The organism is Bartonella sp. LB28NMGDW (genome assembly GCF_042194435.1).
Classification (GTDB): Bacteria; Pseudomonadota; Alphaproteobacteria; order Rhizobiales; family Rhizobiaceae; genus Bartonella; species Bartonella grahamii.
The window spans coordinates 236086-252046 of record NZ_JBHIMX010000001.1; the positions used below are offsets into that span (position 1 = coordinate 236086).

The following is a 15961-nucleotide window of genomic DNA, read 5'->3' on the forward strand; positions in this document are numbered from 1 at the left end:
AAATAATTTTTTCTTTTGCATTTTATATCTTCCTATGCTTGAAAACAATCATGTATGAAATTTCTTCGCACCTCCTTGCTTGGTACGATCAAAATCACAGACATCTCCCATGGCGGATTACCCCCGAAAAGCAAAAACAAGGTATCCGTCCTGATCCTTATCAAGTTTGGCTTTCTGAAATCATGCTTCAACAAACAACCGTTGAAACAGTTAAGCCTTATTTTAAAAAGTTTCTGAAACTATGGCCTGATCTTTCCTCTTTAGCAAAAGCCTCACAAGATGACATCATGAAAGCATGGGCTGGACTTGGTTATTATTCACGCGCACGTAATCTTAAAAAATGTGCGCAACAACTTGTTGAAAACTACGCAGGACAATTTCCACAATCTGTAAAAGAATTGCGAACTCTAGCCGGTATTGGAGATTATACTGCCGCAGCCATTGCTTCAATTGCTTTTAATCACCCTGTAGCAGTGGTTGATGGTAATGTCGAACGTGTGGTAGCGCGACTTTTTGCTATCACTTCAATATTACAAAAAGCAAAAGTTGAAATTAAAGAAAAAACACAAAAAATTACTGCTTTAAATCGTCCTGGTGACTTTGCTCAAGCAATGATGGATTTAGGAGCAACAATTTGTACTCCACGCAAACCATCTTGTTATACCTGCCCTCTTCAATGTTTATGTAAAGCAGCAAAGACGCAACAACCGGAATCTTTTCCAGTCAAAGCCCCTAAAAAAGAACGCCCTTCAAAAACAGGTATTGCTTTTGTGGCTCTTAATAAAAAGAGACAAATTTATTTGGAAAAACGACAGACGCAAAAGCTCCTTGGTGGAATGACCCAAATTCCTAACAATATTGGCATAAACAACGAAAATGGGCTCCAAAACGCACCCTTTACTGCCAATTGGCAATTCAAAGGACAAATTACGCATGTTTTTACTCACTTTTCTCTAAAACTCGATGTTTACTATACTGAAGATGTTCATGAAATGAATTGTGAAAATGGTTGGTGGTGTAACATTCAACATCTTGCCGAAGAAGCACTACCTACTGTTATGAAAAAAGCCATTTCTGTAGCACTTCCCAATTCTTTCAGATTTAAATAACCTTCCCTATTCGTAAAAATGTTTTCTAACAGAGACTTTTGTATCTCTAGCAACCATTTCTTAATCTGTAAAAGAAAAATTTAAAAAAATGAAATAACCAATTTTTCCTACAGATAAGAATTAAGGAGGGATAGAAAAGCTTAGATTTAAATTTCAGGATCTATCCTTTTTTCGCTTATGAAGGAGCAAATCCGTACCATCATTATATTTACCAGTCCCCTAATATTTACCAGTCCCCTAAAACAACCCTTGGCACTTGAAACGGTTCATAAAAGGTACTTTTAATTTTTTCTTTAACAATTTTTATTCACACGCCAACTCCGCTGATGACATGTAAGCAAGTAAATTTCATTGATTCAATATGGAACATGTTTGAAATAAGAAAATTTGACGATATTCGGGGAAACTCAATGTGAGTAACGCTAAATTATCTTTATAAATAAATTACATCATACACACTTTACAGATGTACGTATTATCTCAAAAAAGCACTTAATTTTGAACTTCTGAATGAGCCTTTTAATTCTAGTCTTTCATTTTCATAAAATTATATTGAAATTTTACTGTTTTGGAACTCAAATTAGAACATAGAGTGAAAGTTTCTCATTTTAATTTCTTCTACAAGAAGCATAAAAATACTCGCTTGCCGCTTACAAGCGAGATTAGTGTGTCAATAAAAAACATCTAAGAAAGGCATAAAACGGCTCCACCTCCATCTCAATCAAGATCAGGTACATTGGTGATCAATAGAATGAAGCAATCAGCTTAGTTCATAAAACACCCGTTTTTAACATTTGTGAACGTATGATCATTCTTAAATGATCTATGGACTTCAAGCGTCCATTTTCCTCATAATACCAAAAAGTCCAACCATTACAACTCTGCGAATCTTGAGCCTTTCTTCCCATTGCGTGAATTGAACCCGCTTCACCACCATGCATAATCGTACCATCAGCTCTTACAATAGCAGATACTTGCTTCTTGCGATCATAAAGAACTTCTCCGGGATAGAGTAAACCTGCTTCAAGCAAACTGTTGAATGCTACGCGCGGTTCTGCTTTTTTTCTATCCAAAATCGCTAGTTCTGGTTGCGCTAAAGGTTTAACCGATGCAATTCTCTCACATGCTGCATCAATGTAATCTTGCTCGCGTTCAATCCCAACAAAATCACGCCCTAAAAGCTTGGCAACAGCACCTGTTGTTCCCGAACCAAAAAACGGATCAAGAATAACATCACCAGGTTTACTAGAAGCCATAATAATACGCGCTAATAACGCTTGCGGTTTTTGTGTTGGATGTAATTTACGCCCTGAATCATCCTTTAAACGTTCAGCTCCAGTGCAGAGAGGGAAAAGCCAATCTGAACGCATTTGTAGATCTTCATTTGCCGCTTTTAAGGCATCATAATTAAATGTGTACTTTTTATCTTTTTGATCTCGTACGGCCCAAATAAGCGTCTCATGAGCATTTTGAAAACGGCGTCCTCGAAAATTAGGCATCGGATTATTTTTGCGCCAAATAATATCATTAAGCATCCAAAAACCTAAATCTTGTAATGCCGTCCCAACTCGAAAAATATTATGGTAAGATCCGATAACCCAAAGTGTTCCGTTGGGCTTTAATACACGACGACAAGCAAGCAACCATGCACGGGTAAAAGCATCATAAGCAGCAAAACTCTCAAACTGATCCCATGCATCATCAACCGCATCAACAAGCGAATGATCTGGACGGTATAAAGCTCCGTCCAATTGCAAATTATAGGGTGGATCCGCAAAAATCATATCAATGGAATGTTTTGGAAGTTTTTCTAGAACAGAAACACAATCTCCTTTAAAAATTTTATTGCGCCATGGCATCTGTGAGGGGGTACGAAGAAAATCTTTTTGAAGCTGAATAACTGTCATGAAAAACCCAACAAAATTAACTGAATTTGCCCTATAATCAACCAAAATAGTTTATAGGCCCGCATTACCAATCCATATTTACAAAATAGCGTAAACGTATCGTTAAAATTATACAAAATTGATAATTGTTTTTGTTTTTTTAAGTAAAAAAACTTTCATATGAATGAAACCTTATTTTTCTTTTTTTCAATGTACTGTTCCCATATCTTTTATTTCGTAAAAGAATTAAGAATCATTTTCAAAGCAGATTTTTATGAAATAAGATCCTCTCAATATCGTTTTCATGAAAGTTGTCCATCTCATAACATGTAAAGGAATATCTTATGCCTCAGATAGATCTTATTATTTTTGATTGTGACGGAGTTCTCGTTGACTCTGAATATCTTGCAGCAAAAATTGGATCACAATTGCTCAAACAAACAGGATATGAAATATCACCCGAAGAATTGAGTGAGCGTTTTGCAGGGCTTATCTTTCGCGATATTCTTAAACACGTTGAACAGGAAACAGAAAAACCAATTTCTGCTCATCTCATAGATCAGATGACTAATATTTTTCGTACACAAATAAAAACTAAATTACGGGCTATTGATGATGTAAGAGAAGCCGTAGAAATTATTCAAACACGCTATCCCTACTGTATCTGCTCTAATGCAAAAAGCGTAGATATAAAAGAAATGCTCACCACGGTTGATCTCTATGACCTTTTTGAAGGTAAAATATTTTCAGCACCTGAAGTTGGAACAAAAAGAACGAAACCGGCCCCTGATGTTTTCCTTTTTGCCGCACAACAATTACAGGCAGAGCCCCAAAACACTATCGTTATAGAAGATTCACTTCATGGTGTACACGCAGCCATAGCAGCAGGCATGCGTGTCATCGGCTTTACGGGAGGATCCCATAGCTATCTTGGTCACTCTAATGCACTTGCAGAAGCTGGCGCAGAAACAGTTATCGCAAAACATGCTCATTTAGGAGAAGTCTTAGAAGCAATGGCAGTATGGCGAGATCTATTATAAAAAATCTCTTGAATATATCAGTTTGTAAACTCTTGTAAGAAGCATTTTTACTCAAATGCCCTTCTCTTCTCGCTACTTCTTTTATAATAACTTCAATAAATGCGTAATTCACAACACGGGTGAATTGTATCTCAATGTGAAGGAAAAAAATATAGCACCTCGTTGAGTAATCATAAGTCAGTTAACCATTGCACGTGCTTTAAAAAAGCAAAAAACAGGGGTGCAAGCTCATAACAATCAAACCCTGCTTATCTATCTCAACTCCGATATCCACTCCCAACCTCAGCAGCCCATCCGGATAAATTATTATATTTGTCAAAAAAGGAATATTACGATGCCTTGCTCGATAAGATATGAAAATTGCTAGCCTTTTTCATCTGATCAAAAAAATCACACACTATAGTAAAATTGTAGGGTATGTGCGTATTGATTATGGAAAAAAATATTAAAATTCCCAGAATCTATGGAACACAAGAGTTTATTGAAAATAACAAAAGCGTCCTTGTTGAGTTAGAAGAACTTATATTTACTCAATCCAAATCTCGTAAACTTGTTGAAGGCTTATTCACTTTGCTGCTTAAATAGTATTTTAACAGCATCAATTGTTACAACCTCCCTAAGATTACAAAAGATAAAAAGAATACATTCTTATGAAGATGTGCATTTTATAAAAAACATTTCATAGCAAGTAATTTACAGGCAAAAACATTGATTTATAATCATAATTTATCATTATTCAAATTAAATGAAAAAACCGAATATTGTAAGATTCTCTCATTTAAAATCTGGATATGCTGAATTAAATAAAGAAATAAAAATGCCTCTTAATAAATCATTTCAAGAGGCAAAGATCTGTAGCAACATTAGGAGCGAGCAAAGTGTATGGCGGTGCCATCTTTCTTCTTTGTAAACGTCAAAGATTCTGATGCCCTAAGAATTTTATATTATGGGGCTTTATCATCATATCTATTATTGCAAAATAGGCTTGAGTACCTTGAGACGGATTTCTTAAAAAAGCACATAAATATGAAACATATAATAACCTTAAACAACGTAAAGAGATACCAGTAGTTGCTCAAATTTTTCCGAAAGCACTTACATAGACTTTTTAAATAAGCAATGAAATCAGATCTTTTCAAAAGTAATCCAACTTTAGGAAAGACACCCCTTCTAAAAATAAAAGCGGATTTTCAGTTTGGAAAGAAGAAAATGTTAAAAATATTATCTAATGCCGATCTTTCAGCACTCATAAATGTGTCTGAATTGATATTCTTCTATACACTGCTTTACATCACAGTAATATGCTGCTCACATTGGTGAGACAAAGATAATATCATTTATCTCTATCCAATTCGAGCTCTACTTTATACTATGAGATAATTGTATATTTTTTAGTATCTATAAATGTATTTAAAAAATAATATTAATATCATTTTATAAAAATTATACGATGACCACATGTTATTTATATATAACACATAACAAAACAATTCATAAAATTTTAAAAAATATTTTTGTAATTATTACTGTTACTTTTTTACAATAATGTTTATAAAAAATTATATTTATATTTTTATATGTATTTTTATTATTGACTAAAAATACATATTGAAATATCAAAATTGTATATAGTGTGAGATATATAAACATTATGTATATTTTCTTACATCTATAAATTAAAAATATTTGAGGTAAAGTTATGGTCAAAATATTTAAAAATTATATCTTAAGCATTTTTATAGCGAGCACTTTTTTTATTTCACAAACTGTAAATGTTAATGCAAACTATTTGAAAAACGATACTCCAAAAGAGGAACTTTCTGTTTTCCCAATGGAACAAGTAAAGTATGCAAAATCTGATGTAGTTTCTACGACTTCTTTCTATGTTCCATCTGTAAATTATCAAACAGAAAATGGAACAACAGGTCAAGGGAAAATTGAAAAGGTCGTTGAGCCTATGACTATAGGAGTGGGACTATTGTTTGCTGGATATGCAATGAGCTTTATAGGATCGATAATAAGTTGGATAAAGGACATAGTGTTAATGTTCAAATAATCCAGCCTCGTCTAGAACTCTAGAATAATAGCTTCATTATGAATCTATTATTTGTTGTAAATAATTACATAATGAAGCTTCTCTTGATACAAGAGATAAATGTTGTAGATTATATCCAAATATCCAAAGTATAAATTTACGCATATATATATATTGAATATTATAAAATATTTGAGGTAAATTATGATTAAATTGTTAAAAAATCATATGTTAAGTATTTTCATTATGTCTGCCTTTTTTCTTTCACAGATTGTAAATGTGCATGCAAACTATTTGCAAAATAATACTCATCGTGAGAATATTTTTGTTTCTGCCATAGAGCAGAAAAGACAGGATGTAGTCCATACCGTTTCTCTCTATAGCCCCATTCTAAATCTTGGAGTGGATAATGAAACTACTCTTGAAGGAAAATTTGAAAAGGTCGTTGAACCTCTTACACTCGGAACCTTTGGTGTTGGGATGGCACTTGGATATGCATCAAGTACGATAGGCATGTTTTTAGCATGGATAATAGGTAAAATAATATCGTATTTTAAATCTCGTTAAAATTGAAATTTTATCAGAATAAAACCTTCTCATACGAAATATAAACTATGGATATATTTTGTATTTATCCATTGTTGATGACAAAAAACTAATGAATTATCACATTAAGAATGAAAAAGCTTTAAATGCTTCTGTTTCTCTCAATGTGCACTAATTCTGCCGATGCATCTATTCAATTCAATTCAAATTAAAATAAAAGTAAAAGTATTGGTGATAAATTATGATTAAAGTATTGAAAACTTACATATTAAATATTTTTATAGCAGTTGTTTTTTTGCTTTCACAAGTTATAAATGTTCATGCCAATCATTTGAAAAATGATATTCAATGGGAAACTGTCTCTCTAATAGAACAGGGAAAGAAAAAAGCTATCGATATAGCTTCTCTTTATGTCCCAAGTTTCACTCATGGAGCAAAAAGTGAAACTGCCATTGAAGGAAAATTTGAGAAAGTATTTGAACCAATTACGCTAGGAGTTTTTTCTACAGTAGGAGCTTTGGGTTTTGGATTCTTGACTGGATTTTTTATGTCCATATTTAGCGGGACAATCGGATGGGCAATAGGAAAACTTAAAGGCAAATAATTCAAAGATACTTAGTTATTTTTTTCTATTTAAAATGAGAATACTTTACAGCCTGCTTCACATCATGTAGCAGGCTGTCGTATGTTTTCTATGGATAAAATTTAGGTTACCATACTGTATAGAACAAATATAATATCTATTAGTATACAAAATAATAAATTAAGCTAAACAAAAATTATTCAAAGTATAAATTTGCGCACGAAATGCCATAAAATTACCTTATAAATCTTTCAGTATGAATTTTGATTTATATCATTTCAACATTCATTTTAGCAGATTTAATTGTTACAAAGTATAAGAGCATAAAATAAATATGAATGATTGAGTTTTACAAAAAAAATTCTTCAATAAATACCATTCTATCTATTTGATTTTATTATTTAAGAAGGTGCACAAATGAAGATATATTGCAAAATTTAAGTGAATGAATAATAGAGAAAAAAATTTCGACTTTAACAGATTTTCTGTGAACTTTTGACGTTTATATCTCAAAAATAAAAATGCTTTAGACTATTGCCTTTCATTATTGAGTAAAAAAACTATCCATTTAATAATTTAAATATTATGAAAAACGTGAAATAAATAACTTCACCAATTTTCCAGAAATAAAAAAGGACAAGACTTATGGAATATATCAGCACGAGAGGTGAAGCTCCTGCTTTAAGCTTTACGGAAACGATCATGACAGGATTGGCAAGTGATGGAGGACTTTATCTGCCAGATAAATTTCCTCAGCTCTCATTTGATGCGTTACGGGCACTTCGTGGCCAATCCTATACAACAATTGCTAAAACTATTTTGTGGCCCTTTGTGAATAACGAAATCGAATATACAGCTTTTGAAAGTATGATCGCTGAATCTTATGCAACCTTTCACCATCCAGCAATCTGTCCGTTACGACAAACTGGAGCAGATGAATTTATCCTTGAACTCTTTCATGGTCCTACTTTAGCTTTTAAAGATGTTGCAATGCAGTTTCTTTCTCGGCTGATGGATTATGTTTTGACTAAAAAAAATAGATCTGCAACGATTATTGCTGCAACATCAGGTGATACAGGAGGGGCTGCGATACAAGCTTTTGCTGGAAAAGAACACTCAGATATTTTTATTTTATTTCCCAAAGGACGTGTATCACCTGTTCAACAACGGCAAATGACAACCAATCAATGTTCAAATGTTCATGCCATTGCAATTGAAGGAAATTTTGATAATTGTCAAGCTCTTGTCAAAGCAATGTTTAATGACCACAATTTTCGTAAAAAAAGAGCGCTTTCAGGTGTTAATTCTATAAATTGGGCACGTATCATGGCGCAAATTGTTTACTATTTTTCATCTGCGCTTTCCTTAGGAGCTCCTGATAGAGCTGTTTCATTTACTGTTCCTACTGGAAATTTTGGTGATATTTTTGCAGGTTATGTTGCAGCCCGTATGGGATTACCCATTGCTCAACTGGTCATCGCAACGAATGATAACGACATCCTTGCACGTACATTGACCAGTGGTATTTACGAAACACGACCAATAGTTCATACAACATCACCTTCTATGGATATTCAGGTCTCTTCTAATTTTGAACGTTTGCTCTTTGAAAGTGGCAATCGTGATCCAATGTGGATTCGCAATGCAATGGACAACTTGAAACAATCAGGACGTTTTACTCTTGATGAAAAGCAACTCAAAAATATTCGTTCCCTATTTTCTGCTGGGAAAAGCAACATGGCTGCAACAGCTCAAACAATTGATAGTGTCTATAAGGAAAGTGGCTATCTTGTTGATCCACATACAGCCGTCGCTCTTCAAGTAGCGCGTAAAAACAAAAAACCGCATATTCCAATGATCGTCCTTGCCACGGCTCATCCAGCTAAATTTCCTGATACTATTAAAAGTGCTTGTGGACTTCATGCCCCATGGCCATCTCATCTCAATGATGTAATGAAACGCGAAGAACACTTTATAAGTCTTGCTAATGATGAAAAAATAGTAAAAGATTATATTTCTTTAAAATCGCGTGCATCTTATTAAAGTTAGCTGCATTAACTTAAATCAAGAATATTCTAATACCCTTACAATGAGGTATTTAGCTTATTTAATGGAGTTGTAAATACATGGATGTAGATATATGTCGCCTTAGTAATGGCTTGACTATCGCCACACATACAATGCAACAAATTGATAGTGTTGCCCTCGGAATATGGGTTAAAGTGGGCTCACGCAATGAAACCTCCACACAGCATGGTATAGCTCATCTTCTTGAGCATATGGCTTTTAAAGGAACCGAAAACCGCACTGCTTTTCAAATTGCAACCGATATTGAAGATGTTGGCGGTGAAATCAATGCCACAACCAGTATTGAAACAACAGCTTACTTTGCACGTGTACTTAAAAGCGATATCCCACTTGCTATAGACATTTTAGCCGATATTTTAATGCATTCAAAATTTGACGACAATGAACTAGAACGAGAAAAACAAGTAATATTTCAGGAAATTGGTGCCGCTCATGACACTCCTGATGATATTGTTTTTGATCACTTTACAGAAACAGCCTTTCGTCATCAATCCCTTGGACGCTCTATTTTAGGAACAGCTAAAACTATTCAATCATTTACATCTACTGATCTCCATGATTTCATCAATAAACAATATAGTGCAGATCGTATGATTGTCGTTGCTGCAGGAGCTGTAAAACACGAAAGTTTCTTGCGAGAAGTTGAAAGTCGTCTTGGTACTTTTCGCTCCCATTCAACCGCACCTCTTACTAATCTTGCAAATTATGTCGGTGGCGACTTTCGTGAATATCGCGATTTAATGGATACACAAGTTGTTCTAGGGTTTGAAGGGCGTGCTTATCACGCGCGTGATTTTTATGCGGCCCAAATTCTTTCAATCATTCTTGGTGGTGGTATGTCTTCACGTCTTTTTCAAGAGGTAAGAGAGAAACGTGGATTATGCTATTCTATTTATGCTTTTCATTGGGGATTTTCAGATACTGGGCTTTTTGGTGTTCACGCAGCTACCGGACAAGAAGGGCTCAAAGAACTTATTCCCGTGATTCTTGATGAACTTTCCAAGGTCAGTAAAAACATTCACGCCAATGAACTGCAACGAGCACAAACGCAATATCGTGCGAATCTGACAATGTCACAGGAAAATCCCTCTAGTCAAGCACATCTCATTGCTCGCCAAATACTCCTTTATGGTCGACCAATTCCAATATCGGAAACAATTGAACGCCTCAATCTCATCACTCCTAAAAGATTAACTGACTTAGCACATCGTCTTTTTACAAATTCCACTCCAACACTAACTGCTGTCGGACCTGTAGGACCCCTCATAAATTTTGATGATTTAACGTCAACTCTTTCATCCAAGCTAAAGTAAAAAACTTCTTTTCAAAACAGCATCACAATAACATACACATATTTTATCGTAAAATTTACCACAAAAGCTCTTCTCATTAAATAAGTTTTGGAAATATTGGGCAAAGAAGCGTACAAAACTACCCAATTCATACTTCATGTGATAAAGATTCTAATGAGTGAAGGTATATCCGTGAAATCTGGAAATTCATGGTTTAACTTTGCCCTTTTAAAATATAAAACTTCATTCGCTTCAAGTTCCATTGAAGCAAATGGACATGTGGTCTATTTGTATATAAAACCACATAACTTAAGAAAAAGTGATAACAATTTATTATGTAAATAAATTATAAAAGGTGGACGTTTTTTCTCAAAAATCGAAATGAAAGTTAAACATCCTAAAATATTGAGAGTGGGACATTGTGAAGAGTTTGCGTAAAATAATTGACATCATTTTCATTGTAGTCGTTAGTTCTCTTGTCCATCTTACATCAGCACAAGCAATTGAGCCAGTTAAAATTTCTTCTCAGGATGCTGCTCTTGATCTCTCACAAGCAATTGAAATTCACCATACAAACAGCTCTATTTTTCAAACAAGTACAGCGCCAGGACCAGATGGTATTGTTTGGCGTATTGAAGTGCAGGCAAAAAATGAAAAATTTTCCGGAAATTGGGCAGTTTTTTCTCTTGCAAATCCAACAGATGAACAAATCGATCGTCTCATCGTTGCCCCCCACTACCGCATGGCGCGTTCTGGATTTTTTTGGCCAGACCTTGGATCAGCAAGGATTCAATCCATAACGCCAAGCGAAGGTTTTTCCCTCGATCGTCAACTTAGTGCAAACTCTGATATCTTTCGTATTACCCTTAACCCTGGTGCTGTTGTTACATTTGTGGCCGAACTTAACTCTGCAAATCTACCGCAAATCTATTTATGGCAACCTGAAGCTTATAAAGATGCAATTAATTCTTATACGCTTTATCATGGTATTCTTCTTGGGATATCAGGTCTCTTAGCGCTTTTGTTAACTGTACTCTTTGTTGTCCGTGGAACAGGACTGTTTCCTGCAACAGCTGCTGTTGCTTGGGCAGTGCTTTTTTATATTGGTATTGACTTCAACTTTTTAAATAAATTCTTTGCAGTTACACTCACAACACAACCAATCTGGCGTGCTGGTACAGAAGTAGCACTTACTGCTACACTCTTCATTTTTCTTTTTACCTATCTCAGCCTTAACCGCTGGCATTATCATTTTAGTTACGGTGCTATCGCTTGGACCATTGCCTTTTGTAGTCTAGGAGCCTTTGCTATTTATGATCCAATCAGAGCAGCTGGAATTGCGCGTTTGTCTTTTGGCCTTACCGCTGTGCTTGGTATAATATTAATCATCTATTTCTCGATCAGAAGCTATGACCGCGCCATTATGCTTATTCCAACATGGTTGCTCATTAGCTTTTGGTGTGTTGGAGCCTATGCCTGCATAGCTGGATATTTAAACAATGATATTATCCAGCCGGCATTAGCGGGGGGATTAGTGCTCATTGTTCTTCTCATCAGCTTTACTGTCCTGCAACAAACTTTTTCTAATGACGCTTTCCATGAAGGAATATTTTCCGATCTTGAACAACAAGTACTCGCAGCAAAGGGAGCTGGAAATATTATTTGGGATTGGAATATTGAGCGTGACCGTATTGTTGTACATCCAAACATGGCTACCCTTTTTGGTACTGAAATTCATAACCTCAATGGACCTATGCGCAACTGGATTTCAGCCTTGCACCATGATGATCGTGAACGCTTTCAAGGCGTATTAGATATCATTCTTAAAAATAAAAAAGGGCGCATTGATCAAATTTTTCGGCTTTCTTCCGGTGGTGGTTATTATCATTGGTTTTCTCTTCGTGCACGCCCGGCTATGCAAAAAGATGGGAAAATCACACGTGTCATTGGAACCATTGTCAATATTACTAACCATAAAAAATCCGAAGAACGCTTATTGCATGATGCAATCCACGACAGCTTAACCGGCCTTCCTAACCAACAAATTTTCTTCGATAGACTACAAAATTATACCTCTTTGGCGAAAGCAAATATCAAAATTAGACCGACTGTCTTTATGATTGATTTGGACAATTTTCGCAAAATTAATCGCAAATTAGGCATAGCAGTTGGGGATACTGTACTGCTTATAATCGCACGTCGTTTAAACCGTCTCATTAACTTTCAAGACACCTTGTCGCGACTTTCAGCAGACCGCTTTGCAATTATTTTACTCAGTGAAACTGAACCACAAAAAATTGCAGCATTTGCAGATCATTTGCACAAAACAATTTCAGCACCTATTTCACTTTCAGAAAACAAAATAATTCTTTCAACGTCTATCGGATTGGTTACATGGAGTGAAAGCCGATCGACAGCTAAAGATATTTTTAATGACAGTGAATTAGCGATGATTCGCGCAAAACAAATGGGTGGAAACCATATAGAACCTTTTCGTCCTAATTTTCGCACTTTGGGTCTCGAACATAATACTCTGGAAAAAGATGTTCATTATGCCATAAAACGTAATGAGATAAAAATCCTCTACCATCCTATTCTTAATTTATCAGACGGACATATTATTGGTTTTGAAACAATTGTAGAATGGCATCATCCCACTTATGGAAATTTAAATGTCTCTGATTTTATAAAAATCGTAGAAAACGAACAAATTGTTATGAATTTGTCACAATTTATCATCGATAGTGCCATTATCGATCTTATAAATGTACAAGAAAAGTTTTCCCAACAATCTTTCTTTATTTCAATTAATTTACCAAGCGCAGAAATGATTCATCCTCGTTTTATTAGTCAATTGCGCGCCGCTCTGCTTCGTCATCCGCTCCACAAAGGGCGTTTGATGATTGAAATATCTGAATTTGTCTTAAGAAATAATCCTGAACAATCAGCGCACTTTCTCGAACAAATTAAAACACTTGGAATGAATCTCGCACTCGATAATTTTGGAACAGGTTATTCGTCTCTGACCTATCTCGTACGTTATCCATTTGATATGGTTAAACTTGATCGTTCACTTATTTCAATCGACTCCCTTAAGAAGAAAATTGTTCTTAAGTCTATCATTAATATGGCAACAGATCTTAATTTGCAAATTATCGCAGAAGGTGTTGAAAATGAAAAAGAAGCAATCTTCCTCCGTCAAGAAGGCTGTAAATATGTTCAAAGCACACTTGTAACGAAACCGATTGCCATAGAAGAATTAATTACGCTCGTTCAAAGCCATTTCCCTTATAAAATAAAAACATAAGGGATAAAATAACGTGTAAAGTTAAAAAGCTTAGAAAAAACTCTAAGCGTGTCCCATTTCAGAAGCAAGATAAGTTGGATCGATACCCATGCGTGTTAAACTTTTATCATACTTGCAGCTTAAATCACTTTCAAAAAGAAAACTAGGTGATGTAGAACTGATTAGCCAACCATTTGTAGAAATTTCTGCCTCAAGTTGCCCCGCTTTCCATCCAGCATAACCTAACGCTACCAGTGCATGTTGCGGACCTTGTTCGCAACTGATCGCTTTTAATATATCAATAGTCGCAGTAAAACAGACCTTATCTGCAATAAAAACAGTTTCTTCACAAGCATAATCATCTGAATGAAGGACAAAACCACGCGAAGGATCAACAGGACCACCATAGCGAACTGGAAACTGTTTTATTGGTTCAGAAAGACTTTTTTTTTGGCCCCTGTCTATGACTCCCAAGTGAAGCAAAAGATCTGGAAAATCAATATGATGCAATTGATTGAGAATAATGCCCATCGCACCAGCATCAGAATGCGCGCAAATGTAAATAACAGAACGAATAAAGCGTTTGTCATTCATCCCAGGCATTGCTATGAGTAATTGTCCACCTAAAAAGCCATTACACCGCTTCATTAATTTGTTATTCTCCATAATTTACATGGTAAAAGTTTGTTCATTTAGTACACTAGGAAAATAAAAATCCAATGAAAAAAAGTCATGTATTTACAAATTTACAAAATATCGCAACTTTCTTTTATAAAAATCTTTTAGTTACTTTAAGCTTAACATTCATAGTTTTAGAATTACTTAACATTCCTGTAAATGCTCAAAAAGAACAAAAACTCCAGCTTTTCGCAACATCTTGGTATGAATCAGATGGTGGTCGTATCCGATTAGCAATCACCGAACCTTCTCTTTCTGGAATAAGAGAAGGCATTATTGAGATTGTGCTTAAACCAGGATGGAAAACTTACTGGCGTAATCCAGGTAATTCTGGCATGGCACCGTTTTTTAATTTCAACCAACAGGTTTCTTATGAAATCTTTTATCCTACCCCACAGCTTTTTGAAACAGAAAATGATTGGTCATTAGGCTATAAAGATAAAGTAATATTGCCCTTCAATCTTTCTGGTTCAAGCAAAAATTTAAGTGGTGCTTTCACTCTTGGATTATGTAATAAAATCTGTCTTCCATTTACTGTTAACTTTGATTTTTCGCCATCTGCTCTTAAAAATAAACATCTTCCTGCTTCCTTCTTAAAAAATGCCCAAGATTCTTTGCCCCGCATGATGCAGAATGCACTAAAAATAAGTGCCGAAAAAAATAACAGTACCCTTCTTATAAAAATACAAAATAACAACAAGACCACTCCTTCCTCTCTCTTTTTAGATGGAGGAGAAATGCAAATTGGAGCAGCAAAAAAAGTCAGTGATAACGCAGAATATACACTCTTCAGTGCTCCACTCTATTTCGCACCAGAAGAAATAAACCAAAAAATTTTTTATACAGTTTCTTTTAAAGATTACGCCTTAAGTGGAACATTCATATTCCATACGCAGCCAACCCCTCTTGCGACTCCGCGATAAAAGAAAAAACTCTCAAACAGTAATTATGCTGGAAAACATCCATTTTCGCGATATTGAGAAATTGCTTTGCGAGCAAGGGCATCTGCGCGTTCATTTTCTGGATGTCCCGCATGTCCTTTTACCCAGTGCCATCTGACTGTATGACAAGAACAAGCATCCTCAAGAGCTTGCCATAGCTCCATATTTTTAACAGGATTTTTTGATGCAGTGCGCCAATTATTCTTTTTCCAATCTTCAATCCACTTAGATATACCGTTACGCACATAAACTGAGTCTGTATAAAGGTCGACCAAACAGGGCTCTTTAAGTGCCTTTAATGCACAAATTGCCGCCATGAGTTCCATTTGATTGTTTGTCGTATGGACCTTACCGCCATAAAGCTCACGTTCATGACCATTCCAGCGTAAAATTGCTCCCCATCCTCCAATTCCAGGATTCCCTGAGCAAGCACCATCTGTATAAATTTCAACGACTTTTTGTTGAGTTGCCATAAAA

General features: G+C 35.2%; 12 protein-coding genes. 9 read left to right on the plus strand and 3 right to left on the minus strand.

Annotation, left to right across the window (positions count from 1 at the left end; genetic code table 11):
• Positions 1-50: 50 nt before the first annotated feature.
• A complete protein-coding gene (gene mutY, locus ACFIKG_RS00965; RefSeq protein WP_375625110.1) occupies positions 51-1109 on the plus strand; it encodes an A/G-specific adenine glycosylase in 1059 nt (352 codons plus the stop codon).
• A 770-nt stretch (positions 1110-1879) separates the two neighbouring features.
• Here mutY and ACFIKG_RS00970 read toward each other — a convergent pair.
• Positions 1880-2968 carry a site-specific DNA-methyltransferase gene (locus ACFIKG_RS00970; protein WP_375625970.1) on the minus strand — a complete coding sequence of 363 codons (1089 nt, stop codon included), beginning with the start codon at positions 2966-2968 and terminating at the stop codon, positions 1880-1882.
• Between the two features lie 371 nt (positions 2969-3339).
• Between ACFIKG_RS00970 and ACFIKG_RS00975 the strand changes: the two genes are divergently transcribed.
• The 7 genes from ACFIKG_RS00975 (at position 3340) to ACFIKG_RS01005 (ending at position 13886) form a co-directional block, all read left to right on the plus strand.
• Positions 3340-4035 carry an HAD family hydrolase gene (locus ACFIKG_RS00975; protein WP_375620663.1) on the plus strand — a complete coding sequence of 232 codons (696 nt, stop codon included), beginning with the start codon at positions 3340-3342 and terminating at the stop codon, positions 4033-4035.
• Between the two features lie 1699 nt (positions 4036-5734).
• Positions 5735-6091, plus strand: a complete 357-nt coding sequence (locus tag ACFIKG_RS00980; RefSeq protein WP_375648096.1) for a hypothetical protein — start codon at positions 5735-5737, stop codon at positions 6089-6091.
• A gap of 183 nt (positions 6092-6274) precedes the next feature.
• Entirely contained in the window at positions 6275-6637 is a 363-nt protein-coding gene (locus tag ACFIKG_RS00985) for a hypothetical protein (protein ID WP_375651580.1), read from the plus strand.
• 220 nt (positions 6638-6857) lie between these two features.
• Entirely contained in the window at positions 6858-7220 is a 363-nt protein-coding gene (locus ACFIKG_RS00990; protein WP_375625717.1) for a hypothetical protein, read from the plus strand.
• A gap of 624 nt (positions 7221-7844) precedes the next feature.
• Positions 7845-9242: a threonine synthase gene (gene thrC / locus ACFIKG_RS00995; RefSeq protein WP_375651581.1), complete on the plus strand. Its 1398-nt coding sequence runs from the start codon at positions 7845-7847 to the stop codon at positions 9240-9242.
• A gap of 83 nt (positions 9243-9325) precedes the next feature.
• Positions 9326-10600, plus strand: a complete 1275-nt coding sequence (locus ACFIKG_RS01000) for a pitrilysin family protein (RefSeq protein ID WP_012754834.1) — start codon at positions 9326-9328, stop codon at positions 10598-10600.
• A gap of 400 nt (positions 10601-11000) precedes the next feature.
• Positions 11001-13886 carry an EAL domain-containing protein gene (locus ACFIKG_RS01005; RefSeq protein ID WP_375651582.1) on the plus strand — a complete coding sequence of 962 codons (2886 nt, stop codon included), beginning with the start codon at positions 11001-11003 and terminating at the stop codon, positions 13884-13886.
• Between the two features lie 42 nt (positions 13887-13928).
• Here ACFIKG_RS01005 and ACFIKG_RS01010 read toward each other — a convergent pair whose 3' ends face one another.
• Positions 13929-14513 carry a YqgE/AlgH family protein gene (locus tag ACFIKG_RS01010; RefSeq protein WP_375625118.1) on the minus strand — a complete coding sequence of 195 codons (585 nt, stop codon included), beginning with the start codon at positions 14511-14513 and terminating at the stop codon, positions 13929-13931.
• Between the two features lie 71 nt (positions 14514-14584).
• Here ACFIKG_RS01010 and ACFIKG_RS01015 point away from each other — a divergent pair, with 71 nt between their 5' ends.
• On the plus strand, positions 14585-15466 hold the full coding sequence (locus tag ACFIKG_RS01015; protein WP_375625119.1) for a protein-disulfide reductase DsbD domain-containing protein: 882 nt from the start codon (positions 14585-14587) through the stop codon (positions 15464-15466).
• Between the two features lie 23 nt (positions 15467-15489).
• Here the strand turns inward: ACFIKG_RS01015 and rnhA are convergent, their stop codons facing one another.
• On the minus strand, positions 15490-15957 hold the full coding sequence (gene rnhA, locus ACFIKG_RS01020) for a ribonuclease HI (RefSeq protein WP_375625120.1): 468 nt from the start codon (positions 15955-15957) through the stop codon (positions 15490-15492).
• Positions 15958-15961: the final 4 nt, after the last annotated feature.

What these genes read in the sequence shown, in the direction of transcription:
- ACFIKG_RS00975 (WP_375620663.1), top strand. Translation starts at nt 3,340, where the DNA reads ATGCCTCAGATAGATCTTATTATTTTTGATTGTGACGGAGTTCTCGTT.
- ACFIKG_RS01015 (WP_375625119.1), top strand. Translation starts at nt 14,585, where the DNA reads ATGAAAAAAAGTCATGTATTTACAAATTTACAAAATATCGCAACTTTC.
- mutY (WP_375625110.1), top strand. Translation starts at nt 51, where the DNA reads ATGTATGAAATTTCTTCGCACCTCCTTGCTTGGTACGATCAAAATCAC.
- ACFIKG_RS00980 (WP_375648096.1), top strand. Translation starts at nt 5,735, where the DNA reads ATGGTCAAAATATTTAAAAATTATATCTTAAGCATTTTTATAGCGAGC.
- ACFIKG_RS00990 (WP_375625717.1), top strand. Translation starts at nt 6,858, where the DNA reads ATGATTAAAGTATTGAAAACTTACATATTAAATATTTTTATAGCAGTT.
- rnhA (WP_375625120.1), bottom strand. Translation starts at nt 15,957, where the DNA reads ATGGCAACTCAACAAAAAGTCGTTGAAATTTATACAGATGGTGCTTGC.
- ACFIKG_RS00985 (WP_375651580.1), top strand. Translation starts at nt 6,275, where the DNA reads ATGATTAAATTGTTAAAAAATCATATGTTAAGTATTTTCATTATGTCT.
- thrC (WP_375651581.1), top strand. Translation starts at nt 7,845, where the DNA reads ATGGAATATATCAGCACGAGAGGTGAAGCTCCTGCTTTAAGCTTTACG.
- ACFIKG_RS01010 (WP_375625118.1), bottom strand. Translation starts at nt 14,513, where the DNA reads ATGAAGCGGTGTAATGGCTTTTTAGGTGGACAATTACTCATAGCAATG.
- ACFIKG_RS01000 (WP_012754834.1), top strand. Translation starts at nt 9,326, where the DNA reads ATGGATGTAGATATATGTCGCCTTAGTAATGGCTTGACTATCGCCACA.
- ACFIKG_RS00970 (WP_375625970.1), bottom strand. Translation starts at nt 2,968, where the DNA reads ATGCCATGGCGCAATAAAATTTTTAAAGGAGATTGTGTTTCTGTTCTA.